Here is a 17,584-nt window from a genome sequence, read left to right as displayed (position 1 = left end):
TAAAATCGTGAAATTTTGCCGATATAATGATCACTAACATCTTTTTAAGGGAGCATAAGTCTATGGGGATTATTTCGTTTCAAAAAAACAAAAAAAATTTAACAGCAACTCGTTCAACTGAGGAGAAGCAAACTTTATTGCAGCAGATCGTCTTACAAATTGATGAGCCTTCCTTGCAAAGGCAAATTCAAATGATTAGTTTAACAAAAGAGGATCTATTCATTTCTTATAAGCTAAAGCCTTATATCGAGGAGAAAATAGACGAGATTGTTAATGCCTTCTATGCATCCTTTGAATCAGAGCAAGCACTCATAACAATCATTAATACGTATAGTTCTGTTGATAAATTAAAAACAACTTTATCCAAGCATTTCATAAAACTGTTCAATGGTCAATTTACACAAGAGGATGTTGCACGTATTCGCAGAATTGCTCATATTCATGTCAAAATCGGCCTTGAGGCAAAGTGGTATATGGCAGCGTTCCAACCATTATTATCAAAAATTATCGAAGCCATTGAGCCTCATTTCCAAACAAAACATGAGCTACTTAATGCCATTCAAAGCTGTACAAAACTATTTAGTCTTGAGCAACAAATCGTTCTCGAAGCATATGACAAAGAATATGAATCAATTCGAAGAGAAAACGAGTCTGAAAAGGAAAAGATCCGTTTAGAGGTTAATCAGCTCGCCTTGAACCTTGCTAGCGCAAGTGAGGAAACAAGCTCTTCTGTCCAAGAGCTCCTTGCGAAATCAAAAGAAGTTGCCTATAACGCAATTGGTGACCATCAGGTAGCTGCTTCTGCAGAAAATCAAGCACTTAGCGGTAAAAAGGTTTTAGAAAAGCAAAATGAAATCATGACATTTATTGAATCAAATACAAGCCAAATTTTAAAGCAAATGAAAGTGTTGGAACAAACTTCGGAAAAGATAAATGATGTTGTAGCAATTGTTACGTCAATTGCAGAGCAAACGAATTTACTTGCTCTAAATGCTGCAATTGAATCTGCACGTGCTGGAGAATATGGAAAAGGGTTTGCCGTCGTTGCCAGTGAAGTGAGAAAGCTTGCAGAGGAAACAAAAAAATCTGTACAAGGTGTATCAAATTTAATTTCAACGATTCATACACAAATTGATAGTATGTCCGAATCAATTAATCATGTCGCTGACCTATCAACTAAAGGCTCCGCACAAATGAATGAGATGAATTCGTTTTTTGATACAATTTTAGAAATGATGAACAATTCTAAAAAACAAAGTGAACATGCAAAGACTGAAATAACAAATATATCCGCTGTGATGGATGATGTATCTACATCGATTATTCAAATTGCTGAAACTTCCGAGAGCTTAAAAGAGCTTGCAAAAAATATATAATGTATTCAAAAAGGAACGCTCTAATCAAAGGTGAAACCATAATTAGAGCGTTTCTCGTTTAAGAAATAATCCGTTTCAACGAATCAGCTAAAAGCTGTACTAAAACGGGATGTTCCAATCCCTCTTTTAAATGTGCAGGTGTTAAGCAGACAACTCTTCCGTTCCCAAATTGATGATGCCAGCCAGCAATTGATTTCCCATCAACAGATGTAGAGGTTAAAAAAACATTTGTCTTTTCTTCATCACATTTAACAAAATAATGCTCATCAAGAAAAGCTAATTCCCCTTTTTGAAAAAACTCATTGTTCTGATCAAATGAGTATGTTACCATTTCATGCTGTTTTGGATGGTACTCAAAATAACCATGTGTCATCTCAATGTACTCCTCAGCTATTTCATATCCGGCAAGACCTGAATGCCATGCAAGCCATCCACCACCTGAACGGACATATTGAGAAATATTTTTAGCAATTTGCTCATCCATCCACGTATTAATGATCTCATCCTGAGGGTTTAAACGATTTTCTGCAAAGAGAACGACTGCATCAGGCGCTTGTTTCAAGCAGCTATTTAGTTCCTGTACAGTCCTGTATTCAACCTCAACATCATTTATTTGCTGAACTGCTAATTGTAGCGCATTCTTTGAAAGCTCAGCATCATGATAATAATCTCCTAATAATGCGACAATTCGTTTTGTCATCTCCTCACCTCTAAATGGTCATCGGTTGACCTTTATAATCAATAAACACATATTGGCTTTGAATTTCTAGTTTTCGCTCAATTATCTCGAAAATCCCTTTTGCGGTATCGCTTGGCTCAGTTGGTGCCTTATTCCCACCCATGTCCGTTTTCATCCAACCAGGGTGGATCGAATAGACATGAATATCCTTATCTTTTAAAGCGACGTGAAGCTTCTCAGATAACATATTAAGCGCAGCCTTCGATAAACCATATGGAAAGTCACCACTATATGCATTTGTTAAACTACCTGCCTCTGAGGATATATTAATAATCGATTGTTTTTTCCCCTTCTCTAATAAAGCTAAGAAATGCTTAATAACACGAATTGGTCCGATTGTGTTAATATCCAACGATCTTGTCACTTCATCAATATTTAATTCTTCAATTTGCTTGTCACGCTCAAGAAGAATCCCAGCATTATTGATAATTGAATCGAGATGCTGCTCGTTTTCCGCTACGATTTGAGCTGCCCGTTTAACCGATTCCTCGCAGCTAACATCTAGCTCAATAATCTCAATATTTTGCGGAAAATCGTTCTTTAGCTGCTCTAGTTGCTGTATTGCTTGTGGAGTGCTCGCCCTTACACTAGCAAAGATAAAATGCCCTCTCTCTAAGCCTACCTTTGCTAAATGGTAGCCTAGCCCTCGGTTAGCACCAGTAATTAAAATATTCATCCTACACTTTCCCCTCCTTACATTAATCATTCTCCAACAATTCAAAAATCACCTTTAAGTCTTTTAACGTATCCATATATGCATATCTCCCACCGGTATACTCACCCTTTTGAATAAGTGACATCCCACCTGCTTCCATTATTTTCACTTTGTCTTTTAGTCCATCGACAACAAATGCAATATGCTGCACACCTTCACCATGCTCCTCTAAATAATCCCTCCACGTGCTTTTATGCTCATCAGGCTGTATTAATTCAAGCTGAAGTGACCCCATATCGAAAAACGCTAGCTTTGCTCTAGCTGGTGATGACTCACCTTTATATTTTGTTTGAGCTACATCGACTGCATCTGTCCAAGAAGCTTGGGGCTTTTCTACCCCAAAAAAGTCTGCATATGCCTGTGATGTTTTTTCAATATCATGAACGATAATCCCTATCTGCGTAATCACCTTTGTACCTAGTACATCCTTTAACATCATCCATCTCTCCTTCAATTCATTTAATAATATTTTTCAATTTTCAAAGCCCCATTTTTTAGAAAGCTTAAAGAAAACGAATGTAATAGATAAAGCGATAATGAAGAGAACCCAAGCCATAGCAGAGGCATAGCCCATCTTAAACTATTGAAAGGCATACTTTTACAAGTTAGTTTCACGGGGTAAAATGAGCTTTTCCCTTACTAAACCCTAACTTCCTTACAGGAGTCTCTCACAATGAGAGATGCTCCAACTTTAAAATAATTTGCTTCAAGTTGTTTTCCTTCAACAGCATTCACGACATTTGTTGTCAGCTTTTCCATCATTTCTGTAAAATCAACTCGCATTGTTGTCAAGGTTGGACTCGTATGCTCACTTAACATATGGTCATCAAAGCCAATAATTGATATATCATCTGGAATACGAATCTCATGCTCTTTAAAGGCTTGCATTGCTCCAAAAGCTGTACTATCATTCGCTGCAAAAAAAGCAGTTGGTAATGCAATGTCTTTTTCTAACAATCCTTTTATCGCCTCATATCCGCTTTGTTTACTAAAATCTCCATCAAGTATCCAATCCTCATTTACAGGAATGCCAAATTTTTTTAACGCCTTTAAATACCCTTGAAACTTTTGAGGTCCTGCAATTCTATTCATATTCCCATTAATAACACCTATTTTTCGATGTCCTAAATTTGCTAAATACTCAACTGCCTTTCGTGCACCTTGTTCATTGTCAAAATTAGAAACAATTCGATTCGATTCATTCGCTCCAGGCAATTTCTGATCAACAATACCGATAAAAAAACCTTCTTTAATTAATTCCTCAATTAATGGCTCATAATTGTTCGCACCTATAAAAATTCCACCGTCGACTCTTCTTTGAAAAAATACCTCTTTCATACTTTCAATAGTTTTTGGGTGATTCGTATCACGGATAATATTCGTTAACACATAATAGCCAAGTGAAGAAGCGCTTTCAATAATACTTGTAATTAATAAGTTTGATAGACTATCAGCAGAAACTTGCCCTCTTTCGATCATGAAAAGTCCTAGTGTACTTGTTCGCTTACCTGCAAGCACCTGTGCAGATAAATTCGGATAATAATTATATTGCTGAATGATTTCCATAACTTTTTTTCGAGTTTTTTCCGGCACATTTGGATAATTATTTATTACCCTACTTACCGTACTTCTTGAAACTCCTGCTATTTTTGCAATTTCTGTACTATTAATCTCTTTCACATGATTCCTCTCCTAAAAAAGGCACTTAATATGCCAGATAATTCACTTTTTAATAAACGCGCGTTTATTCAATAGAAATATACGGTATAACTATGTTCTCCTTTGCTCGAAAAGAACCTCAATTTATTTTCCATCAAAAGCCTTATTCTCACTTAACTATTAGAATCTTCTCCCATTTATTTAAAGATGAACACGTATTTATTTTTACATCACTTTAAAATTGAGAATGAAAGGACATACCAAAATTCCCCTTTGTTACCGTTTCCAATTATCTGAGTTGAATTATACCTCTCAAGTGATATCACCGTCAATGAAGGTTCTTTATGAATCGTTCAACAAATTTTGCTAGTATTTCCCCAATGTATCAGATATCCAGCTGAGGTAGTTTATGAAACATTCTATCTTAGTAAAGTATTATTTTTCCACAACTACAACCACAATATTATTTTTCCTATAATTTTAAGATTTCATTTGACTTCTTTTATTAGATTGATATAATACTTTTATGCATAAAAGCGTTTAAGTTATAAAGTAGCTAAAGGATTAACGTAAACCAATTGTTTTAAAGGCATTGTTAACTAAACATTGATATACGTGTCTTACGCCATACATTCTAACTAACATAGCCTTATGACTTATTATTCAGCAATGACGAAATTTAATTAATATAGGAGCAAACAAATGATTTCTAAAAATAAAAGTTTCAAAACAAGTGAAGCATTTCTATTAGTTGTATGTATTTTAGCTATTATTTTTACTAGTTTATTTTTATTAAAGTCAGAGCCGCATTTAGCTTTATTACTTTGTATTATCGTGATTTCTCTCATCGGACTTCTAAAAGGATTTAATTGGAGTGACTTAGAAGCAGGCATCGTGAAAGGAATCCAAAATGGAATCCAACCAATCATCGTCCTAGGCTTAATCGGAATGTTAATTGGCGCATGGATGGCTAGTGGAACGATTCCGACTGTTATGGTCTATGCTTTATCAATTATTGATCCTAGCTATTTATTAGTGACTAGCTTGTTTTCTTGTATGGTTATTTCAAGTCTTGTTGGTAGCTCCTTTACGACTGTTAGCACAGTTGGGGTTGCTTTAATGGGGGTTGGAATGGCAATTGGCTTACCTGTTGAATGGGTTGCTGGAGCCGTTATTTCTGGAGCTTGCTTTGGGGATAAAATGTCACCTATGTCTGATACGACAAATTTTGCTTCAGGTGTAAGCTCTGTTCCTTTGTTCACACATATTCGTCATATGACAATCACAACTGTGCCAAGCATCATTATAACAACGATTATTTTTATTGTACTAGGCAAAATCACTCCGATTGAGACAGCATCATTTTCTGAAATTGCGAAGATGGTGACAATCATTAAAAGTGAAATTGATATTAATGCTCTTACGCTATTATCTCCTTTATTAGTTGTTATTCTAGCTATTCGAAAGGTACCTGTTATTCCTTCTCTCATCATAGGAATTATTACTGCCGGTGTGACTGCAGGAGCATTACAAGGAGTATCAATAGGGAAATTCCTTACGATCTTACAATTTGGGACATCCTATTCCATTGATAACGAATTGCTTATGTCCATGCTCAATCGTGGCGGGCTTCAATCGATGATGTGGTCAATTTCCCTTATCATGATTGCCTTTGCTTTTGGTGGACTACTTGATGTGTTAAAGATTATTCCTGTTCTATTAAATGGATTAATGAAACGAATCAAAACAAAGGGACAGCTTATTTTATCAACAGCAGCCTCCTCTTTTGGTGTCAACCTATTAACTGGAGAGCAATATTTGTCCATCCTTATACCTGGGCAATCGTTTAAAGGCTTATTTGATAATATGCAAATCAGTCGTAAGTATATGTCACGAACCCTCGAGGATGCTGGAACATTAGTCAATCCGTTATTCCCATGGGCGGTGAGTGGAGCATTCTTTGCTCAAACACTTGGCGTCGAGGTTATTGATTATTTACCATATGTTTTCTTTTTGTATTTATCTCCACTCTTTTCGATTTTATTTGGATATTTGAGTAAACATAAATAGTATGGCTATAGAAAGTTGCCTCATAAGGGTTTCCCCCCTGAAAATTATGGCAGCTTTCTTTTTTTTAGATTAATTGTCACAATATGTTTCGACATTTAATAACTATTAGTTGATTAATTTATTCTTCTGCATTATGATTGTAAATAGAACTCAACGAAAACTATATATTGATAGTTTTCTTGATAAAATAACTATATATTGTATTCTTTGCGAATGATAGGTGCCAAAACAGGCTTAATAAGGGAATCTGGTGAAAGTCCAGAGCTGTCCCCGCAACTGTAAGTGTGACGAACTGAGATAACCACTGTACTTCAAGTATGGGAAGGACTCATAGTAGGAAGAGCATAAGTCAGGAGACCTGCCTAGTATTCGCTAAAGTTTCACCTTCTCCGGGGAATGAGAAGCGGGAACGATAGTAAGTTTTTAAACAGAGTTTAACACTCTGCTCTTATCTGTCGTTTTGTCGCTTAATCCCCTGAGCACTAATTGAACACAGATGGAGGAAATACTATGACTACAACCACTCACTCACCAATTATTATTGATAGCAACAACAACGAAATCCCTTTTGATGAAAAAAAATTAACTTCTTTTATAAAAAACATCCATCAGCATTATCCAACACTACATATTGATGACTATCTTAATCGAATTATTCATACAGTTATGCAACGTGATACGTACACGGTTGATCAGCTTACGAATCTCTTAATTTTAGAAGGGCTCTCCCGTATCAATGAACAAGAGCCAGAGTGGACATACTTTTGTGCACACATCTATTTAAAAAAGCTTTATAAGGAAGCTGCTGCAAATAGAGGCTATGATAGAGAAAAGCAATATGGCGACTTTTACGAATTGATTCAAACTCTTGTTTCAAAGGGTCTTTACAATAAAATGCTGTTAGAGAATTATTCGAAATCAGAAATTGAAGAAATCGGTAAATTCATTGTGCCTGAAAGAGATCAATTATTTACATACATCGGTCTCCGTACATTAGCTGATCGTTATTTGACACGCGATTTTACAAAAGAGATTTTCGAGCTTCCACAGGAGCGCTTTTTAATCATTGCGATGACTTTAATGGCAAATGAAAAGAAGGAAAATCGTCTATCCTTAATTGAACAAGCCTATTGGGCAATGAGTAATTTATATATGACAGTAGCAACACCAACTTTATCAAATGCTGGAAAGCCTGTAGGCCAATTATCTAGCTGTTTCATCGATACGATCGATGATAGTCTTCAAGGCATATTTGACAGCAATACCGATATTGCAAATTTATCTAAATCAGGTGGCGGAATCGGAGCATATTTCGGTAAAATCCGTAGCCGTGGCAGTGATATAAAAGGCTTCAAAGGTGTTTCTTCAGGTGTCATTCCGTGGATGAAGCAGCTTAATAATACAGCAGTAAGTGTTGATCAGCTTGGACAACGAAAAGGAGCAATTGCTGTTTATTTAGACGTTTGGCATAAAGATATTTTCTCCTTTTTAGATGCAAAGCTTAATAATGGTGACGAACGGTTGCGAACACATGACTTATTTACTGGCGTTTGTATTCCAGATATCTTTATGGAACAGGTAGAAGCACGTGGTGACTGGTATTTATTTGATCCACATGAGGTTCGCCAAGTGATGGGCTATAGCATTGAGGATTTTTATGATGAGCAAAAAGGCAATGGTTCGTTCCGCGAAAAATATTGGGAATGTGTAGAAAATGAACAGCTATCAAAAGAAAAAGTGCCTGCAATTGAAATCATGAAACGAATTATGATCAGTCAGTTAGAAAGTGGCACTCCTTATATGTTCTATCGTGATGAAGTAAATCGTCATAATGCGAATTCCCATCAAGGAATGATTTACTGTAGCAATCTTTGCACAGAAATTACGCAAAACCAAAGTCCAACAACAGTGGAAGAGCAATACACAGAGGATGGCAAAATTATCACGGTGAAAACACCAGGCGATTTTGTTGTATGTAATCTTTCCTCAATTAATCTTGCGAAAGCAGTTACTGAAGATGTTCTTGAGAAATTAATAAGTATTCAAGTAAGAATGCTTGATAATGTCATAGATTTAAACACAATCCCTGTACTGCAAGCGAAATTAACGAATCAAAAATATCGTGCAATTGGCTTAGGAACGTTTGGCTGGCATCATTTATTAGCATTAAAACAATTAAAGTGGGAAAATGACGAAGCTGTTCAATATGCTGATGAGCTTTATGAAAAAATCTCCTACTTAACGATAAAAGCAAGCTTAGAGCTTGCCAAAGAAAAGGGTTCTTACCCGGTATTTAAAGGTTCTGATTGGGAAACTGGAGCTTATTTTGACAAAAAAGGCTATCGCTCAGATAACAGCAGCCTTGATTGGGACTCATTAAAGTCTGAGATAAGCAAGCATGGAATCCGTAACGGCTATCTAATGGCGGTTGCTCCGAATGCTTCAACATCGATTCTTGCTGGAAGTACTGCAAGTATTGACCCAATCTTCCAAAAGGTTTATTCAGAGGAAAAGAAAGATTATAAGATTCCGGTAACTGTGCCTGATTTAAATCCGACGACAACATGGTTTTACAAATCAGCCTATTTAATTGACCAACGTTGGAGCATTAAACAAAATGCTGCTCGTCAACGACATATTGACCAATCTATTTCCTTTAACTTTTATGTACAAAACACTATTAAAGCGAAAGATTTATTAGAGTTGCATTTAACTGCATGGAAGGAAGGTTTAAAGACTACCTACTACGTCCGCTCTACTTCAAGCACAATTGAAGAATGTGACTCCTGTGCAAGCTAAGCTACATTTAGTTTGCTAGGAGTTTACGATTTATTAAATTGGACAAGCATGTTTTAAGATGAGGAAATCTTCTATAAAGGAGACATATTAAATGACGGAAAAACTATTAACAAAACGAAAAATTATGGATGCAGATGCACCTAATCGTTCAACTGCGATTGTTAACGGCGAAAGCTCTAATGTTTTAAACTGGGATGATGTTGCGTATTCATGGGCATTTCCTAAATATAAAAAAATGCTAAGCAACTTCTGGACACCATTTGAAATCAATATGGCACAGGATACGAAGCAATATCCTAGCCTTTCAGATAATGAAAAGGATGCCTTTCTTAAAATTATCGGCCTCCTTGCCCTTCTCGATAGTATTCAAACAGACTATGCTGGGAAAGTAGCAGATTATTTAACAGATTCAAGTATAAATGCACTAATGATTATTCTCGCTCAACAGGAAGTTATTCATAATCATTCGTATTCATATGTCCTTTCAAGCATAGTCCCAAAACAAGTACAGGACGATGTATTTGAATATTGGCGAAGTGAGCCTACACTTCGTAAGCGAAATGAATTTGTAACTCAAGGCTATCAAGACTTTGCTGAGAACCCGACAGTAGAAAACCTCCTAAAATCAATTGTCTATGACGTCATTTTAGAAGGGCTATTCTTCTATTCCGGCTTTGCATTCTTTTATAACCTTGCTCGTAATCAAAAAATGGTTGCAACGAGCACAATGATTAACTACATTAATCGTGATGAGCAAATCCATGTTGATTTATTCGTTAAAATCTTTAAAGAAGTATTAAGGGAAAACCCAGAATATGATAATGAAGAGCTCGCTACATTTGTAAAAGAAACGTTTATGAAAGCAGCAGAGCTTGAAATTGAATGGGGCCGCACAATTATCGGAAACAAGATTGATGGGATTAATATGCAGGATGTTGAGGATTATATTAAATTTTACACAAATGTCCGTTGTAATCAGCTTGGATTTGATCGTCCATATGAAGGCTATCGAACAAACCCATTAAAATGGATTAAAGCATACGAAGAAGTTGATTTAGGTAAATCTGACTTCTTCGAACAAAAATCTCGACAATATACAAAGGTAAACCATGTTGATAATGGCTTTGATGACTTGTAATAAGCTTTGACCAAATCTCCTACGATTTGGTCTTTTTTATTATGATTATCCTAATAAATAAATGGTACACTTTTAGAATGATTGTTCTTTTAAAGTAATGAGGACTCTTCTAAAGCTCAACTGTTAAAGCTAAAGTACAATTTTCAATCAAGACTATTAATGAAAAAAACAAATGTAAAATTTTTATTTTCTCCTATTGACCTTTACGCAACGTCAACGTTTATGATGAAACTGTCAGGAGGGTTAGCAATGGAATATACAGTCAACAAGCTTGCTCAGTTATCAGGTGTTAGCGGCCGCACACTTAGATACTACGACCAAATAGGTTTACTGAAGCCAGCTAGAATCAATGAATCTGGATACCGTATTTATAGTGATAAGGAAGTCGATCTTCTTCAGCAAATCTTATTTTATCGCGAATTAGAAGTAAGCCTGGAGGACATTATGAACATCATCTCCAAGCCTAGTTTTAATGAAACAGAGGCATTGAAAAATCACTATAAAAATCTTAGAAAAAAACGGGACCGTCTTGACAAAATGATTGAAACGATCGAAAAAACGATTGCGAGTAAAGAAGGAGGAATTGATATGCAAGATAAAGATAAATTTGAAGGATTAAAGGAAAAAATGATCGAAGAAAATGAAGCGAAATACGGTAAGGAAATTCGTGAAAAATATGGTGATGAAACAGTTGATGCCAGCAATGCGAAGCTAATGGGGATGTCACAAGAGAAATATGAAGCAATGACAAGCTTAGGTGAGGAAATCAACACCTTACTTAAGAAAGCCTATGAAACAGGTGACCCTTCATCAGAATTAGCACAGGAGCTTGCTGCAAAGCATAAAGAATGGCTAATGTATTCATGGTCAAGTTATTCGAAGGAAGCACATGCCGGGCTCGCTGAAATGTACGTTGCCGACGAACGATTCACCGCTTACTATGACAAAACCGTAAAAGGTGGTACGAAGTTTTTACGCGATGCGATTCTCATTTATCTAGGAATGAATTAACAGGGCTGAAAGTGGCTCAAAACGAAAGGGTCTGACCCCTAAACACAATAGATAAACTAATGATAAGTTTAGATTAGTGTTTGTTGAGGGGTCTGACCCTTTTTTTAGTTTATCCGCCTAATTTAATTTTGGCCGTTTGAATTTTTTTACTAGAATATAAACGATTGCCATACAAAACGCAAAGCACATAATCGGGATAAGATACGGTCTTGCTACTTCTTTTATATACATCCAGTTACTACCTAATTCTACGCCTAAATATAAAAAGAAGATTGTCCAAGGAATCATTGCTGCCGTTGTATAAATCATAAACTTCCAAACTGACATTTTCGCGATGCCTGCAGGAATACTAATGGCATGTCTTACAACAGGGATAAATCTCGCCCCAAAGATGACACCTGTTCCATACTTTTCAAACCATTGTTCCGAAACATCTAAATGGTGTTTATTGATGAAAAGAAACTTGCCATACTTTTCAAGAAAAGGTCTCCCTCCATAGCTTCCTAGCCAATATAAAAATAACTGTGCAATTGTTCCACCGACAACACCTGCGATGACAGCTCCGACAAAATCTATCTTTCCTAAGAGAACCATATACCCACCGTAAGCAAGGACAATTTCGCTCGGTATAATTTCAAGCATTAATCCAAGGGCAATACCAAAATACCCTAGGTCTGTTACCCATTCTAACAAACGTAGAATCGCTTCCTCCATTCGTCCGTTCACACCCTATCTTCAATTTCGTCCAAGCATTCCTTTGTCCTTACTATCGTATGAGCGATTTTTTTCAAAATAACTTATTTTTTGTAAAGAGATACTTTTATTGAAAATCCATCTATTTTAGCCGGAAAATCCTCTAGCACGGTCGTTTTTAAAAAAATCTGTCAACTTTTACGTAAAATCTATCAACTATACGTTTAAATCTCCCAACTTTAGAAAATAATTTGTCAACTTTCAATAAAAATCTGTCATTCGACGAAATACAATATCATGTTCCCATTTCGAAAAGAAAAAAACTCTGCCTATGACAGAGTTTTAATGAATATCCTTTTTCTTAAAGCGGCCACCACGGACTTCCGCAATGTTACCTACAGCTAAAAACGCTGTTGGGTCATGATCCTCAACAATTGATTTTAGCTTTGCCTCCTCAAGGCGAGTGATGACACAGAAAATAACCTTTTTATCATCGCCCGTATAAGCACCTTCCCCATTTAGGTAAGTTACGCCTCGACCTAATCGTGCGATGATCGCATCTCCTATTTCTTGATATTGCTCACTTATTATCCACGCTGACTTCGATTCATCAAGTCCCTCAAGGACAATATCAATCGTTTTAAAGGCAACAAAGTAGGCTATTAAGGAATACATCGCGCGATTCCAGCCAAAGACAAAACCTGCACTTCCGAGAATAAATATATTAAAAAACATAATAATTTCACCAACAGAAAACGGAAGCTTTTTATTAAACAAGATTGCTAATATTTCGGTTCCATCAAGTGAGCCACCATAGCGAATCACCATTCCGACCCCAGCACCTAGAATAATCCCACCAAACACTGTTGCTAAGAGGATATCCTCGGTAAACGCTGGTACTGGATGAAAAATTGCTGTTGCAATCGATAAAACAGATATCCCAAACAATGTAGACAATGCAAAGGTTTTACCAATTTGTTTATAGCCTATGAAAAAGAACGGGATATTTAAAATGAAAATGAACAGTCCAAGATTCATCCCTAATAAATGTGAAAGAATGATGGAAATCCCAACAATTCCTCCGTCGATTACATTATTCGGTACTAAAAATATTTCTAATCCAACCGCCATTAACACCGCCCCAAAAAAGATAAAAAAAGCACGTTTGGCGATCTTTGATTTTGAAGAGCCCTGATGTTTTTTTAACTGTTCCTTCAATTCCATCGGTATTTCTGTCATATATTTCCCCCTTCATTCATTAATTTCTTTTTTTCTCTTGTTAAAGCTTAAAAAATATTTAAATAAACTAAATGGATGCTTTAATTCATTTAATTATTTTCAAGCTCTTAAGAAACATTATATCGTATATGTTCTAAAATAAGGACTGATATGCATTCCGCCCATTACGTCCTTATGTAAATGAAAAAGTGGTACAAACTAGTATCTACACAAATGATAGTAGGAGGACACATAGTTTATTACCACTTTTTTCATATTTTACTCAATTTTAATGTTTCCTTTTACTTTTTCTCGTTATGATTCTTTTCAGCTAAATCATTGCCAAAATCTCTGTCAGTAGCAATGGCATCGCTCGCCTTTTTTACTTGCTTTTGTTGATTTTTATGATTGCTTCTTCTAGCCATTCTTTCCCCTCCTATGCAACTTTTTGTCCTTAATTAGTATGGATCAGCGTCATGTCCTAGCTCTTCTGCTAATTCTACAGATTTATCACCATCACGATTGCCAAGAGGCTTTTGTGTTGACCCTTCCTTAGAAGCATTGGCAAGCCCTTCTTTCAAACGTCTTCCGTATTCCTCATCGGCTTCCTCTGCTAGAGCGATCATTTTTTCTTGAATTCTCGGATCACATTTTGATAAATCATTCACAAGATTTGTAATAAGCTCTGTTCTTTCCCATTCTTCAAAGCGACGGTATGTTTCACCAGCCTGCTTCGTATTGCTTTGACGGTCAATCGATTCACGTACGAGACGACCTTCAACCTTTGGCGTATATTCTTTTCCATTTTGCTTTGCTTCTTTTAATCCGCCTAAAATAGATGGTTCATAGTTAATATGCGGATTTTGTCCAGGTGCGCGATCAACCTTATATTGCATTTGTCCGCCGCTTTGATTTGTGGCAACTCGTTTTTTCGGCGCATTGATCGGCAATTGTAAATAGTTGGCGCCAACACGATATCTTTGTGTATCTGAATATGAGAATGTCCGTCCCTGGAGCATTTTATCATCCGAAAAATCTAAACCATCAACTAAAACCCCTGTACCGAATGCCGCTTGCTCTACTTCCGTAAAATAATCCTCAGGGTTTTTATTTAAAACCATTCTTCCAACTGGAAGCCAAGGGAATTGGTCTTCTGGCCAAAGCTTTGTATCATCAAGAGGATCAAAGTCTAGCTCTGGATGGTCATCATCACTCATGATTTGAACGAGCAGCTCCCATTCTGGATAATCGCCACGTTCAATTGCTTCGTATAAATCCTGTGTTGCATGATTAAAGTTTTTCGCTTGAATTTCCTCTGCCTCTTTTTGCGTTAAATTTTTAATTCCTTGTTTTGGCTCCCAATGATATTTAACAAGAACAGCTTCCCCTTCACTGTTTACCCATTTGTATGTATTTACTCCAGATCCTTGCATCATGCGGTAATTTGCTGGAATTCCCCAAGGAGAATAAACAAATGTAACCATGTGAAAGCTTTCCGGTGAATTTGCACAAAAATCAAAAAAGCGTTCACTATCCTGAATATTTGTAACAGGGTCTGGCTTAAACGCATGAATCATATCTGGAAATTTAAGCGCATCACGAATAAAAAAGATTTTCAAGTTATTACCTACTAAATCCCAGTTTCCGTCTTCTGTATAAAATTTCACAGCAAAGCCTCTAGGGTCACGAAGTGTTTCAGGCGAATGTCCGCCATGAATAACCGATGAAAACCGAACAAATACAGGTGTTCTTTTCCCCTTTTCTTGGAATAGCTTTGCTCTTGTATACTTTGATACAGGCTCATCCCCTGCTGTTCCATACGCTTCAAAATAACCATGTGCTCCGGCACCTCTTGCATGAACAACTCGTTCAGGAATGCGTTCACGGTCAAAATGACTTATTTTTTCGATAAAATCATAATTTTCTAATGTTGCAGGACCACGGTTCCCAACCGTTCTAATATTTTGATTATTTGTCACAGGATGGCCTTGCCTATTTGTTAGCGTATCATCATGTTCCTCATTTGTTGGATTGGTATTATCCGCTGTCATTTCTATACCTCCTTGAATGGATTTATTCCAATAGTTAATGTTTCCTATTTTTTAATTAATATCCCAAATTTTACATAAAAAAATACCTGGATAAGAATCCAAGTATTTTTAATCTTTATTTATCTGCAGGAAATATTAGCCCAATTTGCCTTCTTGTCTCTTCAATAATTTTCCCTGTTATCAAAGTGTTTTCATGTGAATTTATTTTTGATTCAAACTGATTCAGCTTAACTAGGCTGACAAATTCCTTTGCTTCATAATACATGCTGTTTTCATCCTGTGCGACTGTCATATCCTCTTCCGTTCCATCCTTGTATCGAATCGTCACCTTCTCTGGGGTATGAATTTTATCAATAATGATACTACCATTTTCCCCTTGAATTTCTGATGGGATATGAGAATCTGTAATTTTCGAATACATAATGACAGCATCCATCTCATCGTAAGTTAATAGCATGCTCCCTTCACCATCGACACCTGATTCTAGCATATAGCTTGAAGCTTGAATTTTGTTTGGTTCACCAAATAGTGTGACCGCGGGATATACACAATAAATCCCAATATCCATTAAAGAACCATTTGAAAATTCCGGCTTAAATGCATTAAGGACAATTCCTTCTTTATATTTGTCATAACGAGATGAATATTGACAATAGCTTGCAAAATATCTGCGAATTTTCCCAATTTTATGTAACGATTCCTTAATTTGAAGAAAATTCGGCAACAATGTTGTTTTCATTGCTTCCATTAAAACAACTGAATGCTTTTTAGCAACAGAAATCATTTCTTCTATTTCCTTTGTATTTGAAGCAATCGGTTTTTCACAAAGAACATGTTTGCCATTTGTCATACAAAGAATTGCTTGCTCAGCATGTAATGAATTCGGGCTTGCTATATAAACTGCATCGAATTCCTGACTTCGTGCAAATTCCGTTAAATCTGTATATGTATGTTGAATCTCATATTTCTTAGCAAATTCAACTGCCTTCTCCTCTGTTCTTGAATAAACCGCTGTAAGTGAAAAATCCTCAACCTTACTCGCAGCTTGTAAAAATCGCTCTGTAATCCAGTTTGTACCGATAATTCCGAAACGAACCATTAAAATCCCTCCAAAAGCTTTTTCTTTGGACAGTATATCGCTTTTTTCAAAGAAGAAAAAGATTTGACTTTATCAGCTAGTAGAACTTTACTAGTTGTCACCTTACCTTCTTACTAAAAATATGTCATAATAGGGGAATGAATCACACTACATAGCCTAAGAAATGACAAGTAGTAAAGGAGACAAACAAATGAAAAAACTAATCGCAATCGACCTTGATGGCACATTATTGTCATCCCATATCGAGATATCTCAAGAAAATGTCCAAGCTATCCAAAAGGCACAAGATGCTGGTCATATCGTTATGATTTGTTCCGGTCGTGCACCAGAGGATATTAAGAACGTTCTTGCTAAAACTCCCCTATCATGCCCATTAGCAGGGAGCAATGGGACAATGGTTGTTGCCGACGGAAAACTACTAAGTCAAATCTCGATTAATAAAGAAAATGTTAACACAGTCGCACAGATTCTAAATGAAAAAAAATATCCATTTAAAGTTTATACAAGTCACGGCATTTATGTTGCTTCAACTTGGACTGAACGGATATTAGCATTTTTAGAGGAAAACAAAGAATTTAGTAACAATTTATCTTCAAAAGAATATAAATTTTTAACTGAACAACCTAAAGAAACAGATACAGTTAAAATCTTTGAGAATATAGACGATGTCTTAGCAAAAAATGATCTCGCTGTCCAAAAATTCTTCATCCCAACAATTTCTGGGAAAATGGAGCTTATTTCTACACTTGAAAAAATTGAGGGGATTTCGATTACAACGTCTGGACCTTATAATGTTGAAATTATGGACGTAAACGGAAATAAAGGAAACGGTATAAAAGTAATGGCAGAGTATTTCTCGATTCCAATCGAAGACACAGTAGCTATTGGGGATAACTTCAATGATGTACCAATGATGGATGTTGCGGGATTATCAATTGCAATGGAAAATGGAGACCCAGCAGTTAAGGAAAAAGCCGATGTTGTCACATTATCAAATAATGAGCACGGTGTAGCAC

The 17,584-nt window shown here is 36.2% G+C and carries 15 protein-coding genes, 1 pseudogene and 1 riboswitch; of the genes and pseudogenes, 6 read left to right on the top strand and 10 right to left on the bottom strand.

Annotated features, from left to right (window positions below; all coding sequences use genetic code 11):
• The first annotated feature begins 62 nt into the window (after positions 1–62).
• The gene (locus HU235_RS21470; protein WP_174881528.1) at positions 63–1,376 is read left to right on the top strand and encodes a globin-coupled sensor protein; all 1,314 of its coding nucleotides are present in this window, start codon (positions 63–65) and stop codon (positions 1,374–1,376) included.
• Between the two features lie 58 nt (positions 1,377–1,434).
• On the opposite strand, the gene HU235_RS21465 is transcribed toward HU235_RS21470, so the two are convergent.
• From HU235_RS21465 to HU235_RS21450, 5 genes and pseudogenes are all read right to left on the bottom strand, one after another.
• Positions 1,435–2,076, bottom strand: coding sequence for a ThuA domain-containing protein (locus HU235_RS21465; RefSeq protein WP_174881527.1), 642 nt, complete (start codon positions 2,074–2,076; stop codon positions 1,435–1,437).
• A 10-nt stretch (positions 2,077–2,086) separates the two neighbouring features.
• Entirely contained in the window at positions 2,087–2,791 is a 705-nt protein-coding gene (locus tag HU235_RS21460) for an SDR family oxidoreductase (protein ID WP_174881526.1), read from the bottom strand.
• 22 nt (positions 2,792–2,813) lie between these two features.
• The gene (locus HU235_RS21455; RefSeq protein ID WP_174881525.1) at positions 2,814–3,266 is read right to left on the bottom strand and encodes a VOC family protein; all 453 of its coding nucleotides are present in this window, start codon (positions 3,264–3,266) and stop codon (positions 2,814–2,816) included.
• A 36-nt stretch (positions 3,267–3,302) separates the two neighbouring features.
• Positions 3,303–3,410: pseudogene (locus HU235_RS25600) on the bottom strand (sugar ABC transporter permease); the annotation flags it as partial.
• Positions 3,411–3,469: 59 nt separating this feature from the next.
• Complete coding sequence (locus tag HU235_RS21450) at positions 3,470–4,510, bottom strand: LacI family DNA-binding transcriptional regulator (protein ID WP_174881524.1); 1,041 nt, start codon at positions 4,508–4,510, stop codon at positions 3,470–3,472.
• Positions 4,511–5,194: 684 nt separating this feature from the next.
• On the opposite strand from HU235_RS21450, the gene nhaC reads away from it, so the two are divergent.
• The 4 genes from nhaC to HU235_RS21430 all read left to right on the top strand — a co-directional run bounded on the left by nhaC (position 5,195) and on the right by HU235_RS21430 (position 11,507).
• Positions 5,195–6,559, top strand: coding sequence for a Na+/H+ antiporter NhaC (nhaC, locus tag HU235_RS21445; RefSeq protein WP_370877233.1), 1,365 nt, complete (start codon positions 5,195–5,197; stop codon positions 6,557–6,559).
• Positions 6,560–6,760: 201 nt separating this feature from the next.
• Positions 6,761–6,939: riboswitch (cobalamin riboswitch) on the top strand.
• Between the two features lie 130 nt (positions 6,940–7,069).
• The gene (locus HU235_RS21440) at positions 7,070–9,358 is read left to right on the top strand and encodes a ribonucleoside-diphosphate reductase subunit alpha (protein WP_174881522.1); all 2,289 of its coding nucleotides are present in this window, start codon (positions 7,070–7,072) and stop codon (positions 9,356–9,358) included.
• Positions 9,359–9,449: 91 nt separating this feature from the next.
• Positions 9,450–10,496, top strand: coding sequence for a ribonucleotide-diphosphate reductase subunit beta (locus tag HU235_RS21435; protein WP_174881521.1), 1,047 nt, complete (start codon positions 9,450–9,452; stop codon positions 10,494–10,496).
• A 249-nt stretch (positions 10,497–10,745) separates the two neighbouring features.
• Positions 10,746–11,507 carry a MerR family transcriptional regulator gene (locus HU235_RS21430; RefSeq protein WP_145583407.1) on the top strand — a complete coding sequence of 254 codons (762 nt, stop codon included), beginning with the start codon at positions 10,746–10,748 and terminating at the stop codon, positions 11,505–11,507.
• A 117-nt stretch (positions 11,508–11,624) separates the two neighbouring features.
• Here the strand turns inward: HU235_RS21430 and uptA are convergent, their stop codons facing one another.
• The 5 genes from uptA to HU235_RS21410 all read right to left on the bottom strand — a co-directional run bounded on the left by uptA (position 11,625) and on the right by HU235_RS21410 (position 16,568).
• Positions 11,625–12,221 (bottom strand): undecaprenyl phosphate transporter UptA, encoded by a 597-nt coding sequence (uptA, locus tag HU235_RS21425; RefSeq protein ID WP_145583405.1) that lies wholly within the window; start codon positions 12,219–12,221, stop codon positions 11,625–11,627.
• 321 nt (positions 12,222–12,542) lie between these two features.
• Complete coding sequence (locus HU235_RS21420) at positions 12,543–13,424, bottom strand: YitT family protein (RefSeq protein WP_370877234.1); 882 nt, start codon at positions 13,422–13,424, stop codon at positions 12,543–12,545.
• A gap of 296 nt (positions 13,425–13,720) precedes the next feature.
• Positions 13,721–13,843 (bottom strand): hypothetical protein, encoded by a 123-nt coding sequence (locus HU235_RS25320; protein ID WP_255451970.1) that lies wholly within the window; start codon positions 13,841–13,843, stop codon positions 13,721–13,723.
• Positions 13,844–13,876: 33 nt separating this feature from the next.
• Positions 13,877–15,469 (bottom strand): catalase, encoded by a 1,593-nt coding sequence (locus tag HU235_RS21415; protein WP_145583403.1) that lies wholly within the window; start codon positions 15,467–15,469, stop codon positions 13,877–13,879.
• Between the two features lie 115 nt (positions 15,470–15,584).
• A complete protein-coding gene (locus HU235_RS21410; RefSeq protein WP_095301035.1) occupies positions 15,585–16,568 on the bottom strand; it encodes a Gfo/Idh/MocA family protein in 984 nt (327 codons plus the stop codon).
• A 190-nt stretch (positions 16,569–16,758) separates the two neighbouring features.
• Here HU235_RS21410 and HU235_RS21405 point away from each other — a divergent pair.
• Positions 16,759–17,584 (top strand): Cof-type HAD-IIB family hydrolase (locus tag HU235_RS21405; RefSeq protein WP_174881519.1); only part of this gene is annotated, 826 nt, incomplete at its 3' end.

The organism is Metabacillus niabensis, assembly GCF_902829255.1.
Taxonomy (GTDB): Bacteria; Bacillota; Bacilli; order Bacillales; family Bacillaceae; genus Metabacillus; species Metabacillus niabensis.
This window is presented reverse-complemented; position numbering and strand designations above follow the sequence as displayed.